A 20,832-nucleotide genomic window follows, 5' to 3' on the forward strand; every position below is an offset into this window, starting at 1 on the left:
CTTCGGGAATGCGCACGGTCACGTCAACGCACGCCTGTGCCGGGCCCCGACGAAGTAGACTTGGAGCTTCAAGAGCGGAGGGAGCCTTGACCTCACATGGCCTGATCGACACGACGGAGATGTATCTCCGTACGGTGTTCGAGCTCGAAGAGGAGGGGATCGTTCCCCTGCGCGCGCGGATCGCCGAGCGCCTGTCCCAAAGCGGCCCGACGGTGAGCCAGACGGTCGCCCGGATGGAGCGCGACGGCCTGCTGCGGGTCGAGGGAGACCGGCACCTTGAGCTCACCCCGTCCGGCCGGGGACTGGCCACCCGGGTGATGCGCAAGCACCGGCTCGCCGAGTGCCTGCTGGTGAACATCATCGGGCTGCCCTGGGAGGACGTCCACATCGAGGCGTGCCGCTGGGAGCACGTGATGAGCGAGCAGGTCGAGCGGCGCCTGGTGGTGCTGCTGGGGTACCCCACCCACTGCCCGCACGGCAACCCCATCCCCGGTCTGGAGGAGCTCGGCGTCACCGAGGAGGGCGAGGAGACCGGCCCGCTGAACGTGATGACCGAGGTCGCCACCCCGGAGGGCACCCCCGCGGTGGTCCGGCGGATCAGCGAGCAGGTGCAAAACGACAGCGACCTGATGCTCATCCTCAAGCGGCTGGGCATCCAACCGGGACGCGAGGTGATGCTGGAGAGCAGTCCGGACGGCGTTCGGGTGAGCTGTGAGGGCGAGCCGGACGGCACCGCCGAGCTGCCGCGCCGCCTGGCCGAGCACGTGTTCGTCACCAAGCGCTGAATATCTTGCCGGTGACCTCCCCGCCCTGTACCGAAGATCTCCTCAGTGAGAAGCTGTACCCGCGTATCCGGAACGTGTTTTTGTCGTTCAATACCAAGGAGGCGTGTACGGCGTCCATGAGGGGGCAGGTCGTGCTCGCTGCTGTAACCGGGGAAGCAGAGGTCCGATGAAGCGGTGGGGTGAGTCCTCCTTCGAGGCGCAACTGCCGCCGCAGACCGTCCTCGACCAGATGGAGATGGCGGTCATCGTCTGCGACCGCTTCAGCAACATCATCTACAGCAACGAGTACGCCCAGCGGCTGTTCGGCTTCCGGGGCGAGGAGTCCATCGGGCGGTCGGTGCTGGATCTGGGCATCGCCGAGGAGGACCGCGACCAGGCCACCGAGCTGGCCCGGCACGTTCTCAAGGGCGGTGTGTGGGAGGGCACCTTCTGCAACATCCGGGCTGATGGGACCACCTTCTACACCCGCGCTCAGGCCGTCCCGCTGCGCCATCCCTCCGGCTCGGTGGACGGGACCGTCATCTTCGCCCGCGAGGCCTTCCGCAGCAACCAGCGCGACCGGGAGCGCTTCGGGCTGCTGGAGCGCATCGGCGAGCGGCTGGCCGGGTCGCTGGAGCTGGCCACCACGCTGCGGCAGATGGCCGACACGCTGGTCCCGCAGTTCGCCGACCACTGCTTCATCGACCTGTTCAGCGGCGACCGGCTGATCCGCCGCGTCTCCCGCCACACCGGGGGCTGGACCCCGCCGCCGGGCACCTGGGCCCAGGTCGGCGAGCCGGTGTCCTACCCTCCCGACCACTTCTGCAGCAAGGCCATGGCCCGCCGGGAGGCGGTGCTGGTGGAGGACCTGATGCAGCACCGGTTCTCCGCCCCCAGCACCGCCAGCATGAACCTCAGCCGGGAGGTGGGCGTCACCTCGGTGATCGCCGCCCCGCTGCTGGCCCGCGGCGAGCTGCTGGGCGTGATGAGCCTGGCGTTGTCGGGCCTGGGGAACCGGCCCGACCCGCACTACGACGGCTTCGACCGCGACCTGGTCGGCGCCATCGCCGGCCGGGTGGCGCTGGCGGTCGACAACGCGATGCTGTTCGAGGCCGAGCGCGAGACCGCGCTGGCCTTCCAAAAGGACCTGCTGCCCGGCGACATCCCGCCCCGGCTGGACGGGCTGCAGATCGCCTGGCGCTATGAGCCGGCCCGGCCGCTGGAATCCCACGGGCACGGCATCCAGACCCAGGTCGGCGGCGACTGGTACGACGTGATCCCGCTGTCGGCGGGCCGGGTGGGCCTGGTGATCGGGGACGTGGAGGGCCGGGGCGCCCGCTCGGCCGCGGTCATGGGGCAGCTGCGCGCCGCGCTGCGGGCCTTCGCCCAAGACGACAAGCCGCCCGCGGAGATCCTGCGCAAGCTGGATGAGTGGACCCGGGCGATGAGCAAGTCCCGGCGGCCCCGGCCCGGCGAGGAGCAGCCGCGTCCGACGCTGGTGTCGTGCACCTACTTCGTCTACGACGCCTGGTCGCGGGTGCTGTCGTTCGCCAACGCCGGGCACGATCCGCCGCTGCTGATCCAAGACGGCAAGGTCGGTGAGCTGGAGTTCGACAGCAAGGGCGCCATGCTCGGGGTGCGCGGCTCCGGGGTGGGCGGGGAGATCCTGTTCAACGAGGAGAGCTGCGAGCTCAAGCCCGGCTCCACGCTGGTGCTCTACACCGACGGCCTGATCGACCGGCGGCCCCGCGAGGACGGGACGTACTACAGCCGTGAGGAGTCCCGCCGGATGCTGCGCGAGGCGGTGGCCGCGGTCGCCCACGAGGATGTGGAGACGATCGCCAACGCCGCCTATGAGGCGGTGCCGGGCGACATCGACGACGATGTGGCGATCGTGGTGATCCGCACCTCCGATGAGGAGCTGGCGGTCGAGCAGCGCGTCTTCGCGGCCGAGCCGATCATGGTCTCCGAGGCGCGGCGCATGGCCGCCGACACCTTCGCCGCCTGGGGCGTGGACCCCGAGCAGGCCGAGCTGGCCTGCCTGCTGGTCTCCGAGGTGGTCACCAACGTGGTGCTGCACGCCGCCAGCGCCCCGGCGCCGCGCCGGGAGCCGGTGATGCCCCAGGTGGGCGGGTTGGGCGCGGGGAGCGATGCGCTGCCGTCGCTGGAAGAGGAGCTGTGGGACCTGGGCGTGGAGCTGGGCCGCCGGGAGCCGGCGACCAAGGAGTTCCGGTTGCGGCTGCGCCGCGGCGCCCGTTCGCTGTGGGTGGAGGTCTTCGACTCCGACCTGCGGCTGCCGCGCATCCGCAGCGCCGGGGAGACCGACGAGGGCGGCCGCGGCCTGTACCTGGTGGATCAGCTGGCCACCCGGTGGGGCGCCCGGCCGACCGCCGACGGCAAGGCCGTCTGGTTCGAGCTGCCTTTGGAGCCCGGAGGCCCGGTGGGGGCCTGACCGGAAAGGGGGCCGTGGCCTTCAGCGGCCGTGGGGTTCGGCGGCCAGGTGCGCCCAGGTGTGGGTGACCCACAGCTCGCCGCCGATGACGCGGGGCCGGGCCCCGGTGCACGGCCCGCCGTCCACCTCCTCCAGCAGCGCCTGCCGGATGGCCTCGGCGCACTGGGGGTCCGCGGCGGCCTCCAGCCAGGGCTCCAGGGGCCGTTCCACGTTGAGCCGGTCCAGGCGGCGCACCCGGGCGCCCGCCTGCGTCAGCAGCGTGATGAGCTTCTCCAGCGAGGGCAGGCCCCGGTGTCCGGGGTCGCGCAGCCGCTCCAGCCGGTCGCGCTCGGAGGCGTGCCGGGCGGGCCGCACCTGCTCGGCGATGATCACTTTGCCGCCGCCGCGGCAGACCCGCACCATCTCGCACAGCACCCGCGCCGGGTCATCCAGCCGCTGGATCGAAAAATGCGAGATGACCAGTGTGAAAGCGCCGTCCTGGTAGGGCAGCGCCCCGGCGCCGGCCGCCGTTGGGGCGGCACCCGGCCGCCGGCGGTCGAACAGCACGGTGGGGGTGCGTCCTGCGGGGGCGGCGGCCGGTTGCGGTCCGGTGCCGCCGGAAGCCGGATGCGCCGGGTCGAAGGGGGTGAAGCGCCGGACCAGCGGTTCCAGCGCGGCCGGGAGCGGCCCGTCCCCATGGCAGAGGCCGAGGCAGTCGTCGGCCGATGAGGGCTCGGCGAAGTCCACGAACCGGCCCACGTGCGGGGAGACCGTGCTCCTTGGGGGGCGGGCCTTGGCCGGAGTGGGTGGCACGTCGTCGTCTCCCTTGCCGCGCGGGGAAGCAGCTTTCTCAGCTGAGACGCCGCGGCCGGGGGAGAAGTTCGGACATTGCCCCTATGGAGCTTTTTCACCCCGCGCGCGTCCGGCGGGGTGCGGGATCACAGAGATCTTCCCCACACCGCCAGGACCGCGATCATGACGACGATGATGACCCCGCTGTAGCTGGGGACGGACCAGCGCAGCCGCGCGGCGACGAAGCGCACCAGGTAGGCGCACAGCACCGCGATGAAGAACAGGAGGATGAATCCCGTCATGCGGTCACCTCGGTGATTCAAGGGGCTGTCAGCAGCCTAAGCGTTTGCGGGGCGGTTCGCTCAGGCGCCCGGCGGATCTTTGTTCGACCTGGTGTCGAATACAAGTCGGCGGGGGGATACGCTCCCGCTTGTGACAGATGTGAACGAAGAGCAGCGGCGAGACCGCCTCGACGACCTGATGGTGCGCTTGGCGTACGGCAGGCTGGCGCTGGGGGTGACCTCGTTTCTGGCGCCGGCGGTGGGCGCCCGCCTGATGGGCGCCGGCGGCGGCAGGGACGCCGGACGCGACCTGGTGACCAGGATCTTCGCCTCCCGGGAGATCGCGCTGGGGGCCGGCTACCTGCTGAGCGGCGCCAAGGGCCGGGTGATGTGGGCTCGGCTGGGCCTGATGGTGGACACGCTGGATGCGGTGGCCGGGGTGAAGGCCGGCGTCAAGCGCGACGGCGTCCGCGGGGTCCCGCTGTGGGCGGCGAGCATGTTCACCTCCGTCGCCGCCACGGCCGCCGGCCTCGGCGCCGCCAAGGTCGTCAAGGACCTGACCGGCTGACCCGGTCGCGGTGGCGTGCCGGGCGGTGGAACCCGGTTCGGCGGTGATCCGATGACCAATGGGTATGCCCTGAAATGACGGCCCTTTGCAAACCGGGGGGCCACCGCCCGCGACGCGGCGGGCGGCACCATGTAACCTCGTACTGACGAGTACCGAATCCCGCTCGGTTTCGGTTCCGGGACGGAACCCCTACGCAAAGATCTGGAGGCGTCGTGGCCGAGGCGTACATCGTCGGCGCGGTCCGTACCCCCGTGGGCACCAAGAAGGGTGCCCTCAAGGACGTGCACTCCGCCGACCTCGGGGCCCATGTGCTCAAGGAGCTGATGAACCGCACGGGGGTCGACCCGGCCGCCGTGGAAGACGTGATCATGGGCTGCGTCATGCAGGTCGGCGCGCAGACCCTGGACATCGCCCGTACCGCCTGGCTGTCGGCGGGCCTGCCCGAGCACGTGCCGGGTGTCACCATCGACCGGCAGTGCGGCTCCTCCCAGCAGGCCGTGCACTTCGCCGCCCAGGCCGTGATGTCGGGCACCCAGGACCTGGTGGTCGCGGCCGGCGTGGAGAACATGGCCATGGTGCCGATGGGCTCCTCGGTCCCGATGGGCCCCGAGGGCCCGACCGCCGGCCTCCCGTGGGGCCCGGCCTGGGGCGAGCGGTACGGCCAGCAGGAGATCTCGCAGTTCCGCGGCGCGCAGCTGATGTGCGAGAAGTGGGGCTTCAAGCGCGGTGACCTGGAGCAGTTCGCGCTGGAGAGCCACCGCCGGGCGGCCAACGCCCTGGAGAAGGGCTACTTCGAGCGGGAGATCGCCCCGCTGAACGGGCTGACCCAGGACGAGGGCGTGCGCCCGGACACCACGCTGGAGAAGATGGCCACCCTCAAGCCGCTGCGCGAGGGCTGGGAGCTCACCGCCGCGGTCTCCTCGCAGATCTCGGTGGGCGCCTCGGCCCTGCTGATCGCCTCCGAGGAGGCCGTCAAGCGGCACAACCTCACCCCGCGGGCCCGCATCCACACCCTGGCGGTGGTCGGCTCGGACCCGGTGATCATGCTGGACGGCCCGATCCCGGCCACCCGCAAGGCGCTGGAGAAGAGCGGCCTGAGCATCGACGACATCGACGTCACCGAGATCAACGAGGCGTTCGCCCCGGTCGTGCTGGCCTGGCTGAAGGAGATCGGCGCCGACCCGGCCAAGACCAACCCCAACGGCGGCGCCATCGCGCTGGGCCACCCGCTGGGCGCCACCGGCGGCATCCTGATGGCCAAGCTGCTGCACGAGCTCGAGCGCACCGGCGGCCGCTACGGCCTGCAGACGATGTGCGAGGGCGGCGGCCAGGCCAACGCCACCATCATCGAGCGCCTGTGACCTGGTAGCTCGACCGCCGGCGAGGGCGGGACCCGCATGCGGGTCCCGCCCTCGTTCGTTTTCCGCCCCGGATGTTTAAAACTCTGGATGCAGGGAATCTCCAAATCGAGTTGGAAGTTATCTCTAAGCGAAGAGGCAAGTAGTCCACGGAGAGGGAGGTTCCCGGCCATGCTGCTGACGTCCATCGACCCCTTCGTCCAGGAGTTCGAGCGCCAGTTCGACCGGCTGACCCGCCAGTTCACCGGCCAGGCCGAGGCCGTGATGCCGATGGACGGCATCCGCCGCCCCGATGAGGTGCTGCTGCGCTTCGACCTGCCGGGCATCGACCCCGACTCCATCGAGGTCACCGTCGACCGCGGCGTGCTGACCGTCAGCGCCCGCCGCGAGGAGGAGTACGCCGACGACGACCGGGTGTTCGTGCGCGAACGGCCGATGGGCGCCTTCACCCGCCGCGTCTACCTGTCGGAGCACCTGGACGCCGACGGCATCCAGGCCGCCTACGACAACGGCGTCCTGGCCGTGCGGATCCCGGTGCTGGAGCGGGCCCGGCCGCGCAAGGTCGAAGTCCAGCGGCCCAAGGGACGCAAGTCCCTCACCGCCTGACCGCCCGCCGGCCTGCGGCCCGGCGAACGCGGAACCCAGGGTGCGGCGAGCGACGGCCTCGCCGCACCCTGGTGTGTGCGCCGCCGGGCCGTCCCCGTGGACGACGCGGTCGGCGATCTGCCGGAAGAGTGGCCGGATGATGATTGGCTTGAGCCATGAGTTCGCCGTCCGACGATGCCAGGCTGCCGGTGGACGACGCCCACGCCCCCCTGTACTCGGTCGGCCAGGTCGCCTCCATGCTGCGCGTCCAGCAGGCGTTCCTGCGCCGCCTGGACGAGTTCGGGGTCGTCAGCCCCGGCCGCACCCCCGGCGGCCAGCGCCGCTACTCCCGGGTCGAGATCCGCCGCGTCCAGTACGTGGTGGAGCTGGTCAGCGAGGGCATGACGCTGACCGCCATCCGCCGCATCCTGGAGCTGGAGCAGCAGGTCCAGCACCTGCAGGCGGAACTGGAGGCCGCCCGCCGCCGCATCCGCGACCTGGAGTCCGGACGCGGTTAGCCCGCCGGACCCCTTGCCCGCGGCGGGACGCCCGCAAGGCCCGGAACGCGCAGAGCTCATGGAGGCGGCCTGGAACCGCGGCCGTCCCGCAAAGACCGATAACTCCCCGTGGGGGGACGCACCGGCACACGGCCCGAGGCTCTCGCCGATCCCGGCGCCGCCGGGATCGGCGAGAGCGGTCTTCGCGAACCGATCAGGGAATCTTGCGGTGCACGTCCTCGGCCTTGCTGGGGCCGGGGGTGGTGTCGGCGATCCACGGGCCCGGGATGGACGGGTCCAGCACGCCCTCCTCCAGCCAGGTGAACTCACCGGCCATGATCCGCCGGGCGAGCCTGGAGTCCCTGGCGTCGGTGTTGCGCCACAGGGCGTCAAAGAGCGCCTCCACCCGCAGCCGGGCCTGGTCGCAGAACGCACCGGCCAGCTCGTAGGCGCCGGCGCCGGCCGGACCCCGGGCGTCCCTCCTGGCGCGGACGCACACCGCGGTCATCGCGAACAGCTCGGCGCCGATGTCGACCATCCGGCCCAAAAAGCCCTGCTTGCGCTCCAGCGCGCCCTGCCAGCGGGCGGCGGCGTAGAAGACCGACCGGGCCAGCCTGCGCGAGCAGCGTTCCACATAGCGCAGGTGCGGCGCCAGCGGGCCGAACTCGCCGTAGGAGCCGTCGGAGCGGCCGGGCACGCTGACCAGCGTCGGCAGCCAGCGGGCGTAAAAGCCCCCGGCGCGGGCGGCGGCCCGGGCCTTGGCGGCCGGCGTGGCCTCCGGGTCGATGATGTCCCCGGCGACCGCCAGGTGGGCGTCCACCGCCTCCCGGGCGATCAGCAGGTGCATGATCTCGGTGGAGCCCTCGAAGATCCGGTTGATGCGCAGGTCGCGCAGCAGCTGCTCGGCCGGCACCCCCCGTTCGCCCCGGGCGGCCAGCGACTCGGCGGTCTCATAGCCCCGGCCGCCGCGCAGCTGGACCAGCTCGTCGGCGATCCGCCAGGACATCTCCGAGCCGTACAGCTTGGCCAGGGCCGCCTCGATGCGGATGTCGTTGCGCTCGTCGTCGGCCAGCAGGGCGGCCAGATCCACCATCGCCTCCAGGGCGTAGGTGGTCGCGGTGATGAAGGCCAGCTTGCCGGCGATGGCCTCGTGCTCGCCGATCGGCCGGCCCCACTGCACCCGTTCGCGGCACCACTCGCGGGCGATCTTGGCGGCCCACTTGCCGCCGCCCGCGCACAATGCCGGCAGCGACAGCCGGCCGGTGTTGAGCGTGGTCAGCGCGATCTTCAGCCCGGCGCCCTCCCGGCCGATCAGGTTGCGCGCCGGCACCCGCACGTCATGGAAGCGGGTGACGCCGTTCTCGATGCCGCGCAGCCCCATGAACGCGTTGCGGTTCTCCACCGTGATGCCGGGGGAGTCCGCCTCCACCACGAACGCCGAGATGCCGCCGCGGTGCCCCGGGGACTCCGGCACCCGGGCCATCACCACCAGCAGGTCGGCGACCACCCCGTTGGTCGTCCACAGCTTGACCCCGTTGAGCACGTACTCCTCGCCGTCCGGGGTGGGCACCGCCGTGGCGCGCAGCCGGGCCGGGTCGGAGCCCACGTCCGGCTCGGTGAGCAGGAACGCGCTGATTTCGTTGACGCAGCGCGGCAGCCACGTTTCCTTTTGCTCGTCGGTGCCGAACAGCATGACCGGTTGCGGGACGCCGATGGACTGGTGCGCCGATAGCAGCGCCCCCAGCGCCGGGCTGACCGACCCCACCAGCATGAGCGCCCGGCCGTAATAGAACTGGCTCAGCCCCAATCCGCCGTACTTTTCGGGGATCTTCATGCCGAGCGCGCCGATTTCCCGCAGCCCGGCCACCACCTCATCGGGGATGCGGGCCTCGCGCTCGATGCGGACCGGGTCGACCTGCTCGGCGCAGAACTCGCGCAGCTTGGCCAAGAACGCCTCGCCGCGTTCGGTGTCCTGCGCGGAAGGACGCGGATGCGGGTGGACCAGGTCCAGCCGCAATCGCCCCATGAACAGCTGCTTTCCGAAACTGGGCAGCCGCCACTCGGTCTCGCGGGCGGCCTCGGCGACCTTGCGGGCGGTGCGCTCGTCCACCGCGACGGGGGCCTGGGCGGTCATGGTGGAGGTCGGCTCGCGGTTCGCTTCGCTCATCTCGGCTCCTTCGCGCGGTCTGCACTCCGGCCGCCGGACGGCGACCGGATGGGGACCTTTGCCTCCTACCCGGTCCGGCCGCCGGGAGACCGGGCCGCGCCGCCGCCGCCCGAGAAAAGGAGCGTTCCATTTCACTTGTATGCCAAAGAGAATTCAGCGGAATCGTTATACCGGCCGCCGGAAAGGTGATGCAATCGCGGAGGCAGCGGCAAAGTTCTTGACTGGCCGGGTCAGAAAGGGTTCGCTGCCGGTAATGGACGAGACACGGAAACCCACGCTCATCGCCTCGGTGCAGCGGGCACTGCGTCTCATGGAAGCGGTGGCCGTGCACCCCAACGGCGCGCCGGCCAAGCAGCTGGCCCGGGAGGCGCGGCTACCCCTGGCGACCACCTACCACTTGCTGCGCACGCTGGCCCACGAGGGCTACGCCAGGCGCCTGCCCCCCGGGGTGTGGGTGCTGGGCGACCGGGTGCAGGCGCTGCAGGGCCAAAGCCGCCTCCAGCAGGTGCTGAGCCGCATCCGGCCCGCCCTGGCGGCGCTGCGCGACGAACTCGGCGCCGCTTCCTACTTCGGCATGCACATCGACGGTGAAATCCGCGTCATGGACATCGCCGACAGTCCCCGGGCCCCCCGCGTGAACCTGTGGGTGGGGTTCGAGGACGCGGCGCACGCCACCGCGATCGGCAAGTGCGTGCTGCGGCAGCTGGACGAGGAGGCCCGGCTGGACTACCTGGCACGGCACCCCCTCGCCGAGCTGACCCCCAACACCATCACCGACCGCCGGGAATTGCTGCGCGTTCTGCGCGCCCTCGGCGAGCTGTCCTTCGACCGCGAGGAGTACGCCCTGGGCACCGACTGCCTGGCCGTGCCGGTCACCGACGCCGGCGGCACCGTGGCGGGCGCCCTGGCGATCTCCTGCCGCGCCGGCGACCTGCCCCGGCTGCAGACCGCCGTCCCCCGCCTGCGCGCCACCGCCGCCCTCATCCAGCGGGCCTTCACCCTCACCGGGTGAAACCCCGCCTTGTGCCCGGCCGTCCGGAAGTGCGAGAAGTTTCATCCAGTGCCGCGCCCGTTTCCCGGTGCGCCTGTGGATAGACTGAACCGGTCTTCAAAGCCCGAGATCGGCCCGCCTCGGAGCCGCCCGTGCGGCGGCCCTTTCCGCCGATCCGGCGAGAACCGACAAACGAATGCGAGCAGCACATCGGTGGCGGGCCGGGTGGTGCGACCAGCGAGCGGAAACCGATGCAGTCAGCCAAGCAGCGAAAGTCCATTGCCGGCACTCTCGTGAAGCTGCTGGGGAGCAGGCCCCGGCCGGCACCGCCCGTTCCGGGCGAAGGGGAGATCGTCCAGCCCGCGGCCGGAGAGGGCGCTCTGGAGAACCACCTGGGCGGCGACGAGGCCCGCAACTACCGCAAATACGAGTACGACATGGTGGCCCCGCACGTGGGCCGCTCCATGCTGGAGGTGGGCTCGGGCCTGGGCCACTTCTCCGAGCAGTTCGTCGGCCGCCTGGACTACCTGGTGGTCAGCGACAGCGACCCCTACTGCGTGGAGCAGCTGCGCAAACGCCACGCCGGCAACCCCGATGTGGAGGTCATCGAGCTGGCGCTGCCGGCCGCCATCAAGATCAGGCAGCGGGTCGACACCGTCGTCATGATGAACGTCCTGGAGCACATCAAAGACGACGTGCAGGCCCTCAAGGACCTGGCGGCGGTGACCGAGCCCGGCGGCCGCATCATCATCTGGGTGCCCGGCTACATGCAGCTGTACGGCGACTTCGACCGCAAGGTCGGGCACGTCACCCGCTACACCCCGGCCACCTTGACCCGCTCGGTGCGCGCGGCCGGGCTCATCCCCGAGGTGTGCAAGCCGATCAACTTCCTGGGCGGCATCGCCTGGTGGGTGGCGGTGCGCCGGGGCGGCGCCGGCTACCCCGACCCGCGGCTGGTCAAGATCTACGACCGCACGGTCGTCCCGGCCACCCGGCTGATCGAGAAGGTGATCCGCCCGCCGTTCGGGCAGACCGTCTTCTGCGTCGCCCGCGTCCCGCACCGGCCTTAAGGCCGGATCAGTCCGCCAGGCCCAGGCGGTGGGCGGTGGCGGCGGCCTCGCCCCGGGTGGGGACCTGGAGCTTGGCCAGGATGTTGGAGACGTGGACGCTGACGGTCTTGGCCGAAATGAACAGGACCTCGGCGATCTCGCGGTTGGTGCGGCCCTGGGCGACCAGGCGCAGCACCTCCAGTTCGCGGGGGGTCAGCCCGTAAGGGGACCGTGCGGCGGACGGCGCCGTGCCGTTCAGGCGGCCCCGGCGGGCCGTCTCCTCCAGACGCCGCACCAGCGGGGCGGCCCGCAGCCGTCCGGCCAGGGCCTCGGCCTCCTGCAGCCGGCGGGCGGCCAGGTCGCGCTCGCCGCCGGCCAAGGCCGCCTCGGCGGCCTCGGCCAGCGCGCGGGCCCGCGCGAACGGCTGGCCGATGCGCTCCCAGGCGGCGGCCGCGGCGTCCCAGGCGGCGAGATCCCGCCGGCCGTGGGCCCGGGCCAGCTGCGCCTCGAAGGTCAGGCGGTGCGCCTCCTGCAAGGGCCCCTGCACGGCCAGCTCGGCCGCCCGTTTCTCGATGCGTTCCAGCATGGCCGCCGCGGCGGCGCGGTCGGACCACTCGCCGCAGGCCCGGGCGCCGATCACCAGCACCGGCCAGGCGTACCGGGCGTCGTCCGACAGGCCCGGGCACTCCAGCACGTTCTCCACCGCCGCCAGCGCCTCGCCGATGCGGCCCTGCGCCAGCCGCAGCGCCGACTCCAGGCGCAGCATCGCGAAGTAGTCCTGGGCCTCGCGCCACTTGATGTCGCCGGCCGGACCCAGGTGCGCCTCGGCCTCGGCCAGATCGCCGCGCGCCAGCGCCACCTCACCGGCCAACACGTGCAGCGAGGTGCGGACCACGGCCATCGGGTCCTGGTCCAGGGCCTGTTTGAGGCAGCTGAGCGCCTCATCCCAGCGGCCCAGCGACACCAACGGCTCGGCCAGGTTGACCGACAGCCACGCGCCGTGAGTGCGCGACAGGCCCACCTCGCGGGCCAGTTCCACCCCCTGGCGGGCCACCTCGGCGGCCTCGGCGTGCCGTCCGGCGCCCTCCAGGAAATGCGAGCGCAGCACCGCCACCCGCAGCAGCGGATGCCGTTCGCCCGACCGCTGGACGATCCGCTCGACCTCCTCCAGCTCCGCCAGGCCGCCGCTGTAGTCGATGCCCACGCAAAACAGCGTGAGCAACGCGTTGATCTCGGCGGCGGTGTCGCCGATCCGGCGGGCCAGGGCCAGCGATTCGCGGGCCGCGGCGAGGGCCTCGCCGTCGTTGTTGCGCGGCCGCGCGTAGTGGGCCAAGGAGGCCAGTGCGCGGGCGCGCACCGCGCTGGGCGGATCGGCGGGCAGCCGGGCGGCGGCCGCCCGCAGGTCGTCGATGTATTCCGGCCGTCCCAGCTCATAGGACATCCGGCCGCGCTGCTCCAGCAGGGCGGCGCAGCGGGCGTCGTCGCCCGCCGCCTCGGCCTCGCGCAGCGCGGCGGTGGCGAGCTTGACGCCGCGTTCGTGCTCGCCGGCCAGCTCGGCCGCCAGCGTGGCCTGCTCCAGCACCTCGACATGGCGGGCGCCGATCCGCGCGGCGGCGTCGGGCACCTTGTACCACAGCTCCAGGACGCGTGAGAGCATCGCCAGCTGCTCGGCGTAGGCGGCGGCCTTGCGGGCGTCGTTGGCCGCCCGCCAAGCGCTCACCAGCGCCCAGGTCGGCTCGTGCGCCGAGTACCAGTGGTGCGACAGCAGCACCCACAGCCGCCCCGAGGGCACCAGCGCCGGATCGCGTTCCAAGGCCTCGGCGTAGCGGGCGTGCAGCTGGGTGTGCTCGCCGGGCAGCAGGTCGTCGTGCACGGCCTCGCGGATCAGCGCATGCCGGAAGGCGTACCCGTCGCCGTCCACCACCAGGACGTTGGCCTCCACCGCCGGCCGCAGCACCCGGGCCAGTGCGGCATCGTCCAGCCCGGAGACCGCCGCCAGCAGCGCGTGCTCGATGCGGGTGCCGCCGGCGCTGGCCACCCGCAGCGTCTCGCGGGTCTCCTCGGGCAGTTTCTGGACGGCCGCCAGCAGCAGGTCCCGCAGCGACTCCGGCAGGGCGCGCTCGCCGTCGTCGGCCAGCAGCGCCTCCACGAACAACGGGTTGCCCTCGCTGCGCTCATACACCCGCTCCACCAGCCCGGCCGGCGGCTCGCCCTCCAGCAGCCCGCGCACCAGCTCGCCGACCTCGCCGCGGCTCAGCCGGGTCAGCTCCATGCGGCGCACGCGCTCCACCCGGGTCAGCTCGGCCAGCAGCGGGCGCAGCGGATGGGTGCGGTGCAGCTCGTCGGTGCGGTAGGTCGCCACCACCAGCAGCGGGGCGGCACTGACGTTGCGCGCCAGGAACGCCAGCAGGTCGCGGGTGGAGCGGTCGGCCCAGTGCACGTCCTCGATCACCAGCACGGTGGGGGCGCGCTCGGCCAGCCGTTCCAGCAGGGTGAGCACCAGTTCGAACAGCCGGGCGCGTTCCTCGCCGGAGGCGGTGTCGCTCTCCGGCTCGCCGAACTCCGGCAGCAGCCGGGCCAGCCCGGCGGTGGCCGAGCGCGGCAGCAGCCCCGCCACCCCGTCGATGCCGATCCGGCGCACCAGGGCGCGCAGCACCGCGGTGAACGGGGCGAACGGCAACCCCCCGGCGCCCAGCTCCAGGCAGCCGCCCACCAGCACCTGCGCCCCGCCGGCGCCCGCCCGCTCGGCGAACTCCCGCAGCAGCCGGGTCTTGCCGACCCCGGCCTCCCCGCCGATCAGCATCGCCCCCGGGGCCTCGGCGAGCGCCTCCTGCAGCCGTTCCAGCTCGGTGGATCTGCCGACGAGGACGGGGCTGACCGAACACGCGCTCACACCCCCAGCATGCCACTCGGCCCCGGCCGGATTCGCCTGATTTTTCGGCCCTGCCGCGGGGTGGGACGGAGGCTTGCCGGGCCGTCCCCGAGCGGGCTTTCGCCGGGGACTTCAGGGCACGCGGGCCACGGCGCCCAGCTCGATCCACTCGCTGGACTGCGGCCCGGGGACGTCACCGGGGTCGGGACGCCAGGCGGAGACCTCCACCAGGCCCGGTTCCACCAGCTCCAGCCCCTCCAGCCAGGAGGCGATCTCCTCGGGCCGGCGGACCCGTCCCCAGTTGCCGCCGGTGACGCCGTCCAGGAAGTCCGTCAGCCGCCGCCGCGCCCGCTCGTCCTCGGAGACCAGGTGGCTGAGGACCACCAGGCTGCCCGGGGCCAGCCGGTCGACCACCCGGCGGATGATCCCGGGCGGGTCCCCGGAGTCGGGCACGCAGTGCAGCACCGACACGAACAGGGCGGCGACCGGTTCGGAGAAGTCGATCAGCCGTTTGACGTCCGGATGGTCCAGCACCTGCTCGATCCGCCGCACATCGGCGGTGATCATGGCGGTCTGGGGGCCGTCGGCCAGCAGCGCCCGGCCGTGCGCCAGCACCACCGGGTCGTTGTCGATGTAGACCACGTGGGCGGACGGGTCGTGGCGCTGGGCGATCTGGTGGACGTTGTCGGCGGTGGGCAGGCCCGAACCGTGGTCGAGGAACTGGCGGACGCCCTCCTGCTCCACCGCATGCCGAACGGCACGTTCCAGAAAACGGCGGTTGGCCACGGCCAGCTCCCGGGTGCCCGGGGCCATGGCCAGCAGATGCTCGGCGGCCTGCCGGTCGGCGGCGTAGTTCTCCCGCCCGCCCAGCAGGTAGTTGTACATCCGCGCCACGTTGGCGGTGTGCAGGGGAGATGAGGGGGCCGAGCCTGCCGACGACACCACCGCTCCTACGGACGTCCGTTGTCTGTCGCTTGATCGTACTTGCCGGGGTGAACGTCCCGGGCAGAACGCCACGGCATGGACGGGTGCGCGTTTTGTGCCGCCGCAGGGCATGGGAGATCCTTGGCGGGTGTCGACGGAGACTGCGATGGACGCGCCCGGCAGCAACGCCGAGCTGCGCGCTTTCCTGCACGGACTGCCCGGGGTCGACCAGGTGGGGGCCGAGGAACGGGCCGCCCGGCTGGCCGCCCGTTCGATCAAGACCACCGCCAAGGCCCGCGCCATCGACCTGGCGATCTCCATGGTCGACCTGACCACCCTGGAGGGCGCCGACACCCCCGGCAAGGTCCGCGCCCTGTGCGCCAAGGCGGTGCGGCCCGACCCGGCCGACCCGTCGGTGCCCAAGGTCGCGGCCGTGTGCGTGTACCCCGACCTGGCCGGGGTGGCGGCGGGGGCGCTGGCCGGCTCGGGGGTGGCGGTGGCCAGCGTGGCGACCGCCTTCCCCTCCGGCCGGGCGCCGCTGGAGGCCAAACTGGCCGACACGCGGGCCGCGGTGGCGGCGGGCGCCACCGAGATCGACATGGTGATCGACCGGGGCGCCTTCCTGGCCGGTGACTACCTGGCGGTGTTCGAGGAGATCGCCGAGGTCAAGCGGGCCTGCGGCGAGGCGCACCTGAAGGTGATCTTGGAGACCGGGGAGCTGGCCACCTACGACAACGTGCGCCGCGCCTCCTGGCTGGCGATGCGGGCCGGTGCCGACTTCATCAAGACCTCCACCGGCAAGGTCTCCCCGGCGGCCACACCCGCGGTGACGCTGGTGATGCTGGAGGCGGTCCGCGACTTCCACGCCGCCACCGGCCGGCGGGTCGGCGTCAAACCCGCCGGCGGCATCCGCACCACCAAGGACGCCATCAGGTACCTGGTGCTGGTCAACGAGGTCGCCGGGCCGGACTGGCTCACCCCCCGCCACTTCCGCATCGGCGCCTCCAGCCTGCTCAACGACCTGCTGATGCAGCGGCAGAAGCTGACCACCGGCGCCTATGCGGGCCCCGACTACTTCAGCCTGGACTAGGACGGCGATGAGCGACCAGATCTTTTCGTACGCGCCGGCGCCGGAGTCGGCGTCCATCGCCCGCATCAGGCCCTCCTACGGCCTGTTCATCGACGGGGAGTGGACCGACGGTGCCGCCGAGCGCACCTTCAAGACCGTCAACCCCGCCACCGAGGAGGTGCTGGCGGAGGTCACCGAGGCGACCGAGGAGGACGTGGACCGGGCGGTGCGCGCCGCCCGGGACGCCTACGAGCGGGTGTGGGGCCCGATGCCCGGCCGCGAGCGGGCCAAGTACCTGTTCCGCATCGCCCGGCTGCTGCAGGAGCGCTCCCGCGAGCTGGCCGTGCTGGAGACCCTCGACAACGGCAAGCCGATCCGCGAGTCCCGGGATGTGGACCTGCCGCTGGTGGCCGCGCACTTCTTCTACCACGCCGGCTGGGCCGACAAGCTGCCGTACGCCGGATTCGGGCCCGACCCACGGCCGCTGGGGGTGGCCGCGCAGGTGATCCCGTGGAACTTCCCGCTGCTGATGCTGGCCTGGAAGATCGCCCCCGCGCTGGCCTGCGGCAACACCGTCGTCCTCAAACCGGCCGAGACCACCCCGCTGACCGCCTTGACGTTCGCGGAGATCTGCCGGCAGGCCGAGCTGCCGCCGGGCGTGGTCAACATCGTCACCGGGGCGGCCCGGACCGGGCAGGCGCTGGTGCGGCACCCGGGCGTGGACAAGGTCGCCTTCACCGGCTCCACCGAGGTCGGCAGGCAGATCGCCCGCGCCGTGGCCGGCACCCGCAAAAGGCTCACGCTGGAGCTGGGCGGCAAGGCCGCCAACGTGATCTTCGAGGACGCCCCGCTGGACCAGGCCGTCGAGGGCGCGATCAACGGGATCTTCTTCAACCAGGGGCAGGTGTGCTGCGCCGGGTCCCGGCTGCTGGTGCAGGAGTCGATCGCAGGGGAGCTGCTGGAGCGGCTCAAGGCCCGGATGGCCACGCTGCGGGTCGGGGACCCGCTGGACAAGAACACCGACGTCGGCGCGATCAACTCCGCCGGGCAGCTGGAGAAGATCCGCACCCTGGCGCAGGCCGGCGAACAGGAAGGCGCCACCCGCTGGTCGGCGCCGTGCGAGCTGCCGGAGCGCGGCTACTGGTTCGCCCCGACCGTCTTCACCGGCGTGGCCGCCTCGCACCGCATCGCCCGTGAGGAGATCTTCGGCCCGGTGCTGTCGGTGCTGACCTTCCGCACCCCCGCCGAGGCCGTGGAGAAGGCCAACAACACCCCGTATGGGCTGTCGGCGGGGATCTGGACCGAGAAGGGCTCACGCGTGCTGTGGATGGCCCAGCGGCTGCGCGCCGGGGTGGTGTGGGCCAACACCTTCAACAAGTTCGACCCGGCCGCCCCGTTCGGCGGCTACAAGGAGTCGGGTTTCGGCCGCGAGGGCGGCCGTCACGGACTGGAGGCCTACCTCGATGTCTGAACCGGCGCGGCTGGCGGTGCGCAAGACCTACAAGCTGTTCATCGGGGGCGCCTTCCCCCGTTCGGAGTCGGGCAGGACGTACGTGGTCACCGATGCCGGCGGCGAGTTCCTGGCCAACGCCTGCCAGGCCTCCCGCAAGGACGCCCGGGACGCCGTCAGCGCCGCGCGCAAGGCGTTCCCCGGCTGGTCGGCGCGCACCCCCTACAACCGCGGGCAGATCCTCTACCGGATCGCCGAGATGCTGGAGGGGCGGCGCGCCCAGTTCATCGCCGAGCTGCGCCAGGCCGGGCTGGCGGAAGACGCCGCCGTCGCCGAGGTGGACGCCGCCATCGACCGGTGGGTCTGGTATGCGGGCTGGGCCGACAAGCTCGCCGCCGTCACCGGGTCGGTCAACCCCGTCGCCGGGCCGTTCTTCAGCTTCTCCGCCCCCGACCCCACCGGGGTGGTGGCGATCGTGGCGCCGGACTCGCCGCTGCTGGGGCTGGTGTCGGTGATCGCCCCGGTGATCGTGTCCGGCAACACCTGCGTGGTGGTCGCCTCCGAGCCCGCCCCGCTGCCGGCGATCACGTTCGCCGAGGTGCTGGCCACCAGTGACCTGCCCGGCGGCGTGGTCAACGTGCTCACCGGCCGGCGCGCCGAGCTGGCGCCCTGCCTGGCCGCGCACATGGACGTCAACGCCATCGACCTGACGGGGGCGCCGCCGGAGCAGGCGGGGCCGCTGGAGGAGGCCGCCGCCGGGAATCTCAAGCGCGTGCTGCGTCCGGACGCCGGGGAGACCGACTGGCACGCCGATCCGGGAACGGCCCGGATGACCGCCTTCCTGGAGACCAAGACGGTCTGGCACCCGCTCGGCATGTGAGCGTCCCGTTAGGCCGCGGCCGGCCGTGGAATGGAACCCTGCGGCTCACGGCCGTCGGGGACGGCCGGCCGCGGTGGGGCGGCCGGCGCCGCCGGCGGCCCCGGCAGTGGGGGAAGAACATGGACGAGCGGGAGATCCTGGCGCGGATCGGCGATTTCGTGGACGAGGAGCGCCGGCTGCGCGAGATGTACGAGCGGGGCGAGCTGAGCCAGGCCCAGGAGCAGCGGCGCCTGCGGCAACTGGAGGTCGCCCTCGACCAGTGCTGGGACCTGCTGCGGCAGCGGCGGGCCAAGGCCAGGGCCGGGGAGAACCCCGACGAGGCCGGCATCCGGCCCGCCGGCCAGGTCGAGGGCTACATCCAGTGAGCCCGGCCCGGGTGCCGGAGGTTTCCGGTTCCGCCTTGTTCGGACGCGGGGCGTCTCAGGGCGGGGGCGGCAGGTCGCGTCCGGCCTCCTGCTCCGGCGGGGCGGGCGGCTCCTGCTCCGGCCTGGTCTCCCGGTCGCTCTTGTCGCCGTGGCGCCACCCGAAGCGGGAGGTGCGCGTGGCGGCGATCTGGTCGCGGATCCGCTCCACGATGCGCCCGGCGGCCAGGTCCTGGGCCAGCAGGCAGGCCGAGGTGATCGCGCGGGCCTGGGAGGCGCCGTGGGCGATGACCACGGTGCCGTTCAGCCCCAGCAGCACCCCGCCGCCGTAGGTTTCGGAGTCCAGCCGGGCCTTGAGCGCCTGCAGGCGGCGGCGCTGCAGCAGGGCGCCCAGCTTGGCGGTGGCGGAGGAGCGGATGGTCTGCTGCAGCTCGGCCATGGCCATGCGGACCGCGCCCTCCATGGTCTTCAGCGCCACGTTGCCGGTGAAGCCGTCGCACACCACCACGTCCACCGCGCCGGTCAGCAGGTCGCCGCCTTCGATGTTGCCGGCGAACTCGATGCCGTGGTGGCCGGAGGACAGCAGCTCATAGGCGCGCCGGACGGCCTTGTTGCCCTTGCCCGGCTCCGATCCGATGTTCAGCAGCCCCACCCGGGGCCGCGGCACGCCGAGCGCGACCTGGGCGTACGCGGTGCCCAGCGCGGCGAACTGCACCAGCACCTCGGGTTTGACGTCCACGCTGGCCCCGGAGTCCAGCAGCACGGTGGGGCGGGGCCGGGTCGGCAGCAGCACCGCGATGGCCGGGCGCAGCACCCCCTGCTGGGCCTTGAGCCGCAGCCGGGCGGTGGCCACCACCCCGGCGGTGGTGCCGGCCGACACCAGCGCCGAGGCCCGCCCGGTCTTGATCAGATGGCAGGCCACCGCCACCGAGGAGCGGGGCTTGCGCCAGCTGGCCAGCGCGCCCTCGTCCATCGCCAGCGCCTCCTCGGCGTGCACGATGGGGATCTCGCCGGTCACGCCGTGGCGTTCCAGCTCGGCGCGCACCCGGGGGGCCTGCCCGACCAGCACCAGCCGGACGCCGTGCTCGCGCACCGCGGCCACCGCACCGGCGACGATCTCTTCGGGCGCGTGATCGCCGCCCATGGTGTCGATCACCACGGGACGGGGGCGCCCGCCCGTGTCATCGCGGGTCATCAACACGGGCTCCAAGGTCGATCGCCGCGGAAGGCGGCGGGGGAGTGGGGGTGACTCACCGAAAGAGGCTCACCGCATGTTAGGTCACCGCGCGCGGTGCCTGAGCACGTGGGGCCGGGCCGTTGCGCCCGGGACGGCCCGGCCCGCGCCGTTCTCAGCCGCCGGCACGGCAGTCGGCGCCCAGGCACGGCGCGTTCTGCACCAGCGGGCGTCCGTCGATCAGGATGGTGAAGTACTCCCGGGCCGCGGCGTGCTCGACCGCCCCGATCACCTGCACCGGCTTGCGGGCGGCGGTGGTGCCCGAGCAGCGCACCCGCAGCTTGTGCTTGTTCCAGCCGGGCAGGTCGGTGCACGTCAGCGGGCCGCTGAGGGGGTGTCCCCGGGCCTGCAGCTCGGCGGCGGCCATGACGGGCAGGGCGGAGCGCAGCGCCGCCTGGGTCTCATAGCGCGGCTTGGGGCCGTCGAAGAACGCGAAATAGGCGGTCACGCCCGCCGCGCCGAGGACGATCGCGGCGGTGACCGCACCTATGAGCACTTTCACACTGGGTAAGATCACCCGCCGGATCTCCGATCATCCGCCGCGGCATGCGGGCTTTC

At 72.5% G+C, this 20,832-nt stretch carries 19 protein-coding genes; 12 read left to right on the forward strand and 7 right to left on the reverse strand.

The window, feature by feature from the left end:
- The first annotated feature begins 86 nt into the window (after positions 1-86).
- Positions 87-785 carry an iron-dependent transcriptional repressor DtxR gene (locus BUE48_RS04155; protein WP_012851211.1) on the forward strand — a complete coding sequence of 233 codons (699 nt, stop codon included), beginning with the start codon at positions 87-89 and terminating at the stop codon, positions 783-785.
- A gap of 166 nt (positions 786-951) precedes the next feature.
- Positions 952-3,216: a SpoIIE family protein phosphatase gene (locus BUE48_RS04160; protein ID WP_286988919.1), complete on the forward strand. Its 2,265-nt coding sequence runs from the start codon at positions 952-954 to the stop codon at positions 3,214-3,216.
- A gap of 21 nt (positions 3,217-3,237) precedes the next feature.
- On the opposite strand, the gene BUE48_RS04165 is transcribed toward BUE48_RS04160, so the two are convergent.
- Both BUE48_RS04165 and BUE48_RS04170 read right to left on the reverse strand, forming a co-directional pair.
- Positions 3,238-4,008 (reverse strand): class I SAM-dependent methyltransferase, encoded by a 771-nt coding sequence (locus BUE48_RS04165; RefSeq protein ID WP_286988921.1) that lies wholly within the window; start codon positions 4,006-4,008, stop codon positions 3,238-3,240.
- A gap of 125 nt (positions 4,009-4,133) precedes the next feature.
- Entirely contained in the window at positions 4,134-4,289 is a 156-nt protein-coding gene (locus BUE48_RS04170) for a hypothetical protein (RefSeq protein ID WP_012851214.1), read from the reverse strand.
- Positions 4,290-4,419: 130 nt separating this feature from the next.
- Here BUE48_RS04170 and BUE48_RS04175 point away from each other — a divergent pair, with 130 nt between their 5' ends.
- The 4 genes from BUE48_RS04175 to BUE48_RS04190 all read left to right on the forward strand — a co-directional run bounded on the left by BUE48_RS04175 (position 4,420) and on the right by BUE48_RS04190 (position 7,297).
- On the forward strand, positions 4,420-4,836 hold the full coding sequence (locus tag BUE48_RS04175) for a hypothetical protein (protein ID WP_286988922.1): 417 nt from the start codon (positions 4,420-4,422) through the stop codon (positions 4,834-4,836).
- Positions 4,837-5,048: 212 nt separating this feature from the next.
- Positions 5,049-6,197 (forward strand): acetyl-CoA C-acetyltransferase, encoded by a 1,149-nt coding sequence (locus tag BUE48_RS04180; protein WP_286988923.1) that lies wholly within the window; start codon positions 5,049-5,051, stop codon positions 6,195-6,197.
- 168 nt (positions 6,198-6,365) lie between these two features.
- Positions 6,366-6,800, forward strand: a complete 435-nt coding sequence (locus tag BUE48_RS04185) for an Hsp20/alpha crystallin family protein (RefSeq protein ID WP_012851217.1) — start codon at positions 6,366-6,368, stop codon at positions 6,798-6,800.
- Positions 6,801-6,955: 155 nt separating this feature from the next.
- On the forward strand, positions 6,956-7,297 hold the full coding sequence (locus BUE48_RS04190; protein WP_012851218.1) for a MerR family transcriptional regulator: 342 nt from the start codon (positions 6,956-6,958) through the stop codon (positions 7,295-7,297).
- 193 nt (positions 7,298-7,490) lie between these two features.
- Here the strand turns inward: BUE48_RS04190 and BUE48_RS04195 are convergent, their stop codons facing one another.
- Positions 7,491-9,443: an acyl-CoA dehydrogenase family protein gene (locus BUE48_RS04195; RefSeq protein WP_012851219.1), complete on the reverse strand. Its 1,953-nt coding sequence runs from the start codon at positions 9,441-9,443 to the stop codon at positions 7,491-7,493.
- 253 nt (positions 9,444-9,696) lie between these two features.
- Here BUE48_RS04195 and BUE48_RS04200 point away from each other — a divergent pair, with 253 nt between their 5' ends.
- Together BUE48_RS04200 and BUE48_RS04205 are read left to right on the forward strand one after the other, a co-directional pair.
- A complete protein-coding gene (locus BUE48_RS04200) occupies positions 9,697-10,455 on the forward strand; it encodes an IclR family transcriptional regulator (protein ID WP_012851220.1) in 759 nt (252 codons plus the stop codon).
- A gap of 272 nt (positions 10,456-10,727) precedes the next feature.
- Positions 10,728-11,504, forward strand: coding sequence for a class I SAM-dependent methyltransferase (locus BUE48_RS04205; RefSeq protein WP_245536970.1), 777 nt, complete (start codon positions 10,728-10,730; stop codon positions 11,502-11,504).
- Between the two features lie 7 nt (positions 11,505-11,511).
- Here the strand turns inward: BUE48_RS04205 and BUE48_RS04210 are convergent, their stop codons facing one another.
- Positions 11,512-14,376 carry a helix-turn-helix transcriptional regulator gene (locus BUE48_RS04210; RefSeq protein ID WP_286988927.1) on the reverse strand — a complete coding sequence of 955 codons (2,865 nt, stop codon included), beginning with the start codon at positions 14,374-14,376 and terminating at the stop codon, positions 11,512-11,514.
- Between the two features lie 111 nt (positions 14,377-14,487).
- Positions 14,488-15,297 carry an SAM-dependent methyltransferase gene (locus BUE48_RS04215; RefSeq protein WP_012851223.1) on the reverse strand — a complete coding sequence of 270 codons (810 nt, stop codon included), beginning with the start codon at positions 15,295-15,297 and terminating at the stop codon, positions 14,488-14,490.
- Between the two features lie 148 nt (positions 15,298-15,445).
- Between BUE48_RS04215 and deoC the strand changes: the two genes are divergently transcribed.
- The 4 genes from deoC to BUE48_RS04235 all read left to right on the forward strand — a co-directional run bounded on the left by deoC (position 15,446) and on the right by BUE48_RS04235 (position 19,043).
- Positions 15,446-16,369 (forward strand): deoxyribose-phosphate aldolase, encoded by a 924-nt coding sequence (deoC, locus tag BUE48_RS04220; RefSeq protein ID WP_012851224.1) that lies wholly within the window; start codon positions 15,446-15,448, stop codon positions 16,367-16,369.
- 7 nt (positions 16,370-16,376) lie between these two features.
- On the forward strand, positions 16,377-17,819 hold the full coding sequence (locus BUE48_RS04225; protein WP_286988928.1) for an aldehyde dehydrogenase family protein: 1,443 nt from the start codon (positions 16,377-16,379) through the stop codon (positions 17,817-17,819).
- Positions 17,812-18,678, forward strand: a complete 867-nt coding sequence (locus BUE48_RS04230; RefSeq protein ID WP_012851226.1) for an aldehyde dehydrogenase family protein — start codon at positions 17,812-17,814, stop codon at positions 18,676-18,678. The genes BUE48_RS04225 and BUE48_RS04230 overlap by 8 nt, the downstream gene beginning before the upstream one ends.
- Before the next feature lie 119 nt (positions 18,679-18,797).
- Positions 18,798-19,043, forward strand: a complete 246-nt coding sequence (locus tag BUE48_RS04235) for a DUF2630 family protein (RefSeq protein WP_012851227.1) — start codon at positions 18,798-18,800, stop codon at positions 19,041-19,043.
- A gap of 55 nt (positions 19,044-19,098) precedes the next feature.
- Here BUE48_RS04235 and plsX read toward each other — a convergent pair whose 3' ends face one another.
- Complete coding sequence (gene plsX, locus BUE48_RS04240; RefSeq protein WP_286988931.1) at positions 19,099-20,235, reverse strand: phosphate acyltransferase PlsX; 1,137 nt, start codon at positions 20,233-20,235, stop codon at positions 19,099-19,101.
- Between the two features lie 154 nt (positions 20,236-20,389).
- Entirely contained in the window at positions 20,390-20,776 is a 387-nt protein-coding gene (locus BUE48_RS04245) for a hypothetical protein (protein WP_148232923.1), read from the reverse strand.
- Between the last annotated feature and the right edge of the window lie 56 nt (positions 20,777-20,832).

The organism is Thermomonospora sp. CIF 1 (assembly GCF_001896795.1).
In the GTDB taxonomy this organism is placed as follows: domain Bacteria; phylum Actinomycetota; class Actinomycetes; order Streptosporangiales; family Streptosporangiaceae; genus Thermomonospora; species Thermomonospora curvata.

Excerpts from the sequence above, each read along its gene's own strand:
- BUE48_RS04160 (WP_286988919.1), top strand. The coding sequence starts at position 952 with ATGAAGCGGTGGGGTGAGTCCTCCTTCGAGGCGCAACTGCCGCCGCAG.
- BUE48_RS04170 (WP_012851214.1), bottom strand. The coding sequence starts at position 4,289 with ATGACGGGATTCATCCTCCTGTTCTTCATCGCGGTGCTGTGCGCCTAC.
- BUE48_RS04185 (WP_012851217.1), top strand. The coding sequence starts at position 6,366 with ATGCTGCTGACGTCCATCGACCCCTTCGTCCAGGAGTTCGAGCGCCAG.
- BUE48_RS04190 (WP_012851218.1), top strand. The coding sequence starts at position 6,956 with ATGAGTTCGCCGTCCGACGATGCCAGGCTGCCGGTGGACGACGCCCAC.
- BUE48_RS04195 (WP_012851219.1), bottom strand. The coding sequence starts at position 9,443 with ATGAGCGAAGCGAACCGCGAGCCGACCTCCACCATGACCGCCCAGGCC.
- BUE48_RS04200 (WP_012851220.1), top strand. The coding sequence starts at position 9,697 with ATGGACGAGACACGGAAACCCACGCTCATCGCCTCGGTGCAGCGGGCA.
- deoC (WP_012851224.1), top strand. The coding sequence starts at position 15,446 with ATGGACGCGCCCGGCAGCAACGCCGAGCTGCGCGCTTTCCTGCACGGA.
- BUE48_RS04225 (WP_286988928.1), top strand. The coding sequence starts at position 16,377 with ATGAGCGACCAGATCTTTTCGTACGCGCCGGCGCCGGAGTCGGCGTCC.
- BUE48_RS04230 (WP_012851226.1), top strand. The coding sequence starts at position 17,812 with ATGTCTGAACCGGCGCGGCTGGCGGTGCGCAAGACCTACAAGCTGTTC.
- BUE48_RS04235 (WP_012851227.1), top strand. The coding sequence starts at position 18,798 with ATGGACGAGCGGGAGATCCTGGCGCGGATCGGCGATTTCGTGGACGAG.
- plsX (WP_286988931.1), bottom strand. The coding sequence starts at position 20,235 with ATGACCCGCGATGACACGGGCGGGCGCCCCCGTCCCGTGGTGATCGAC.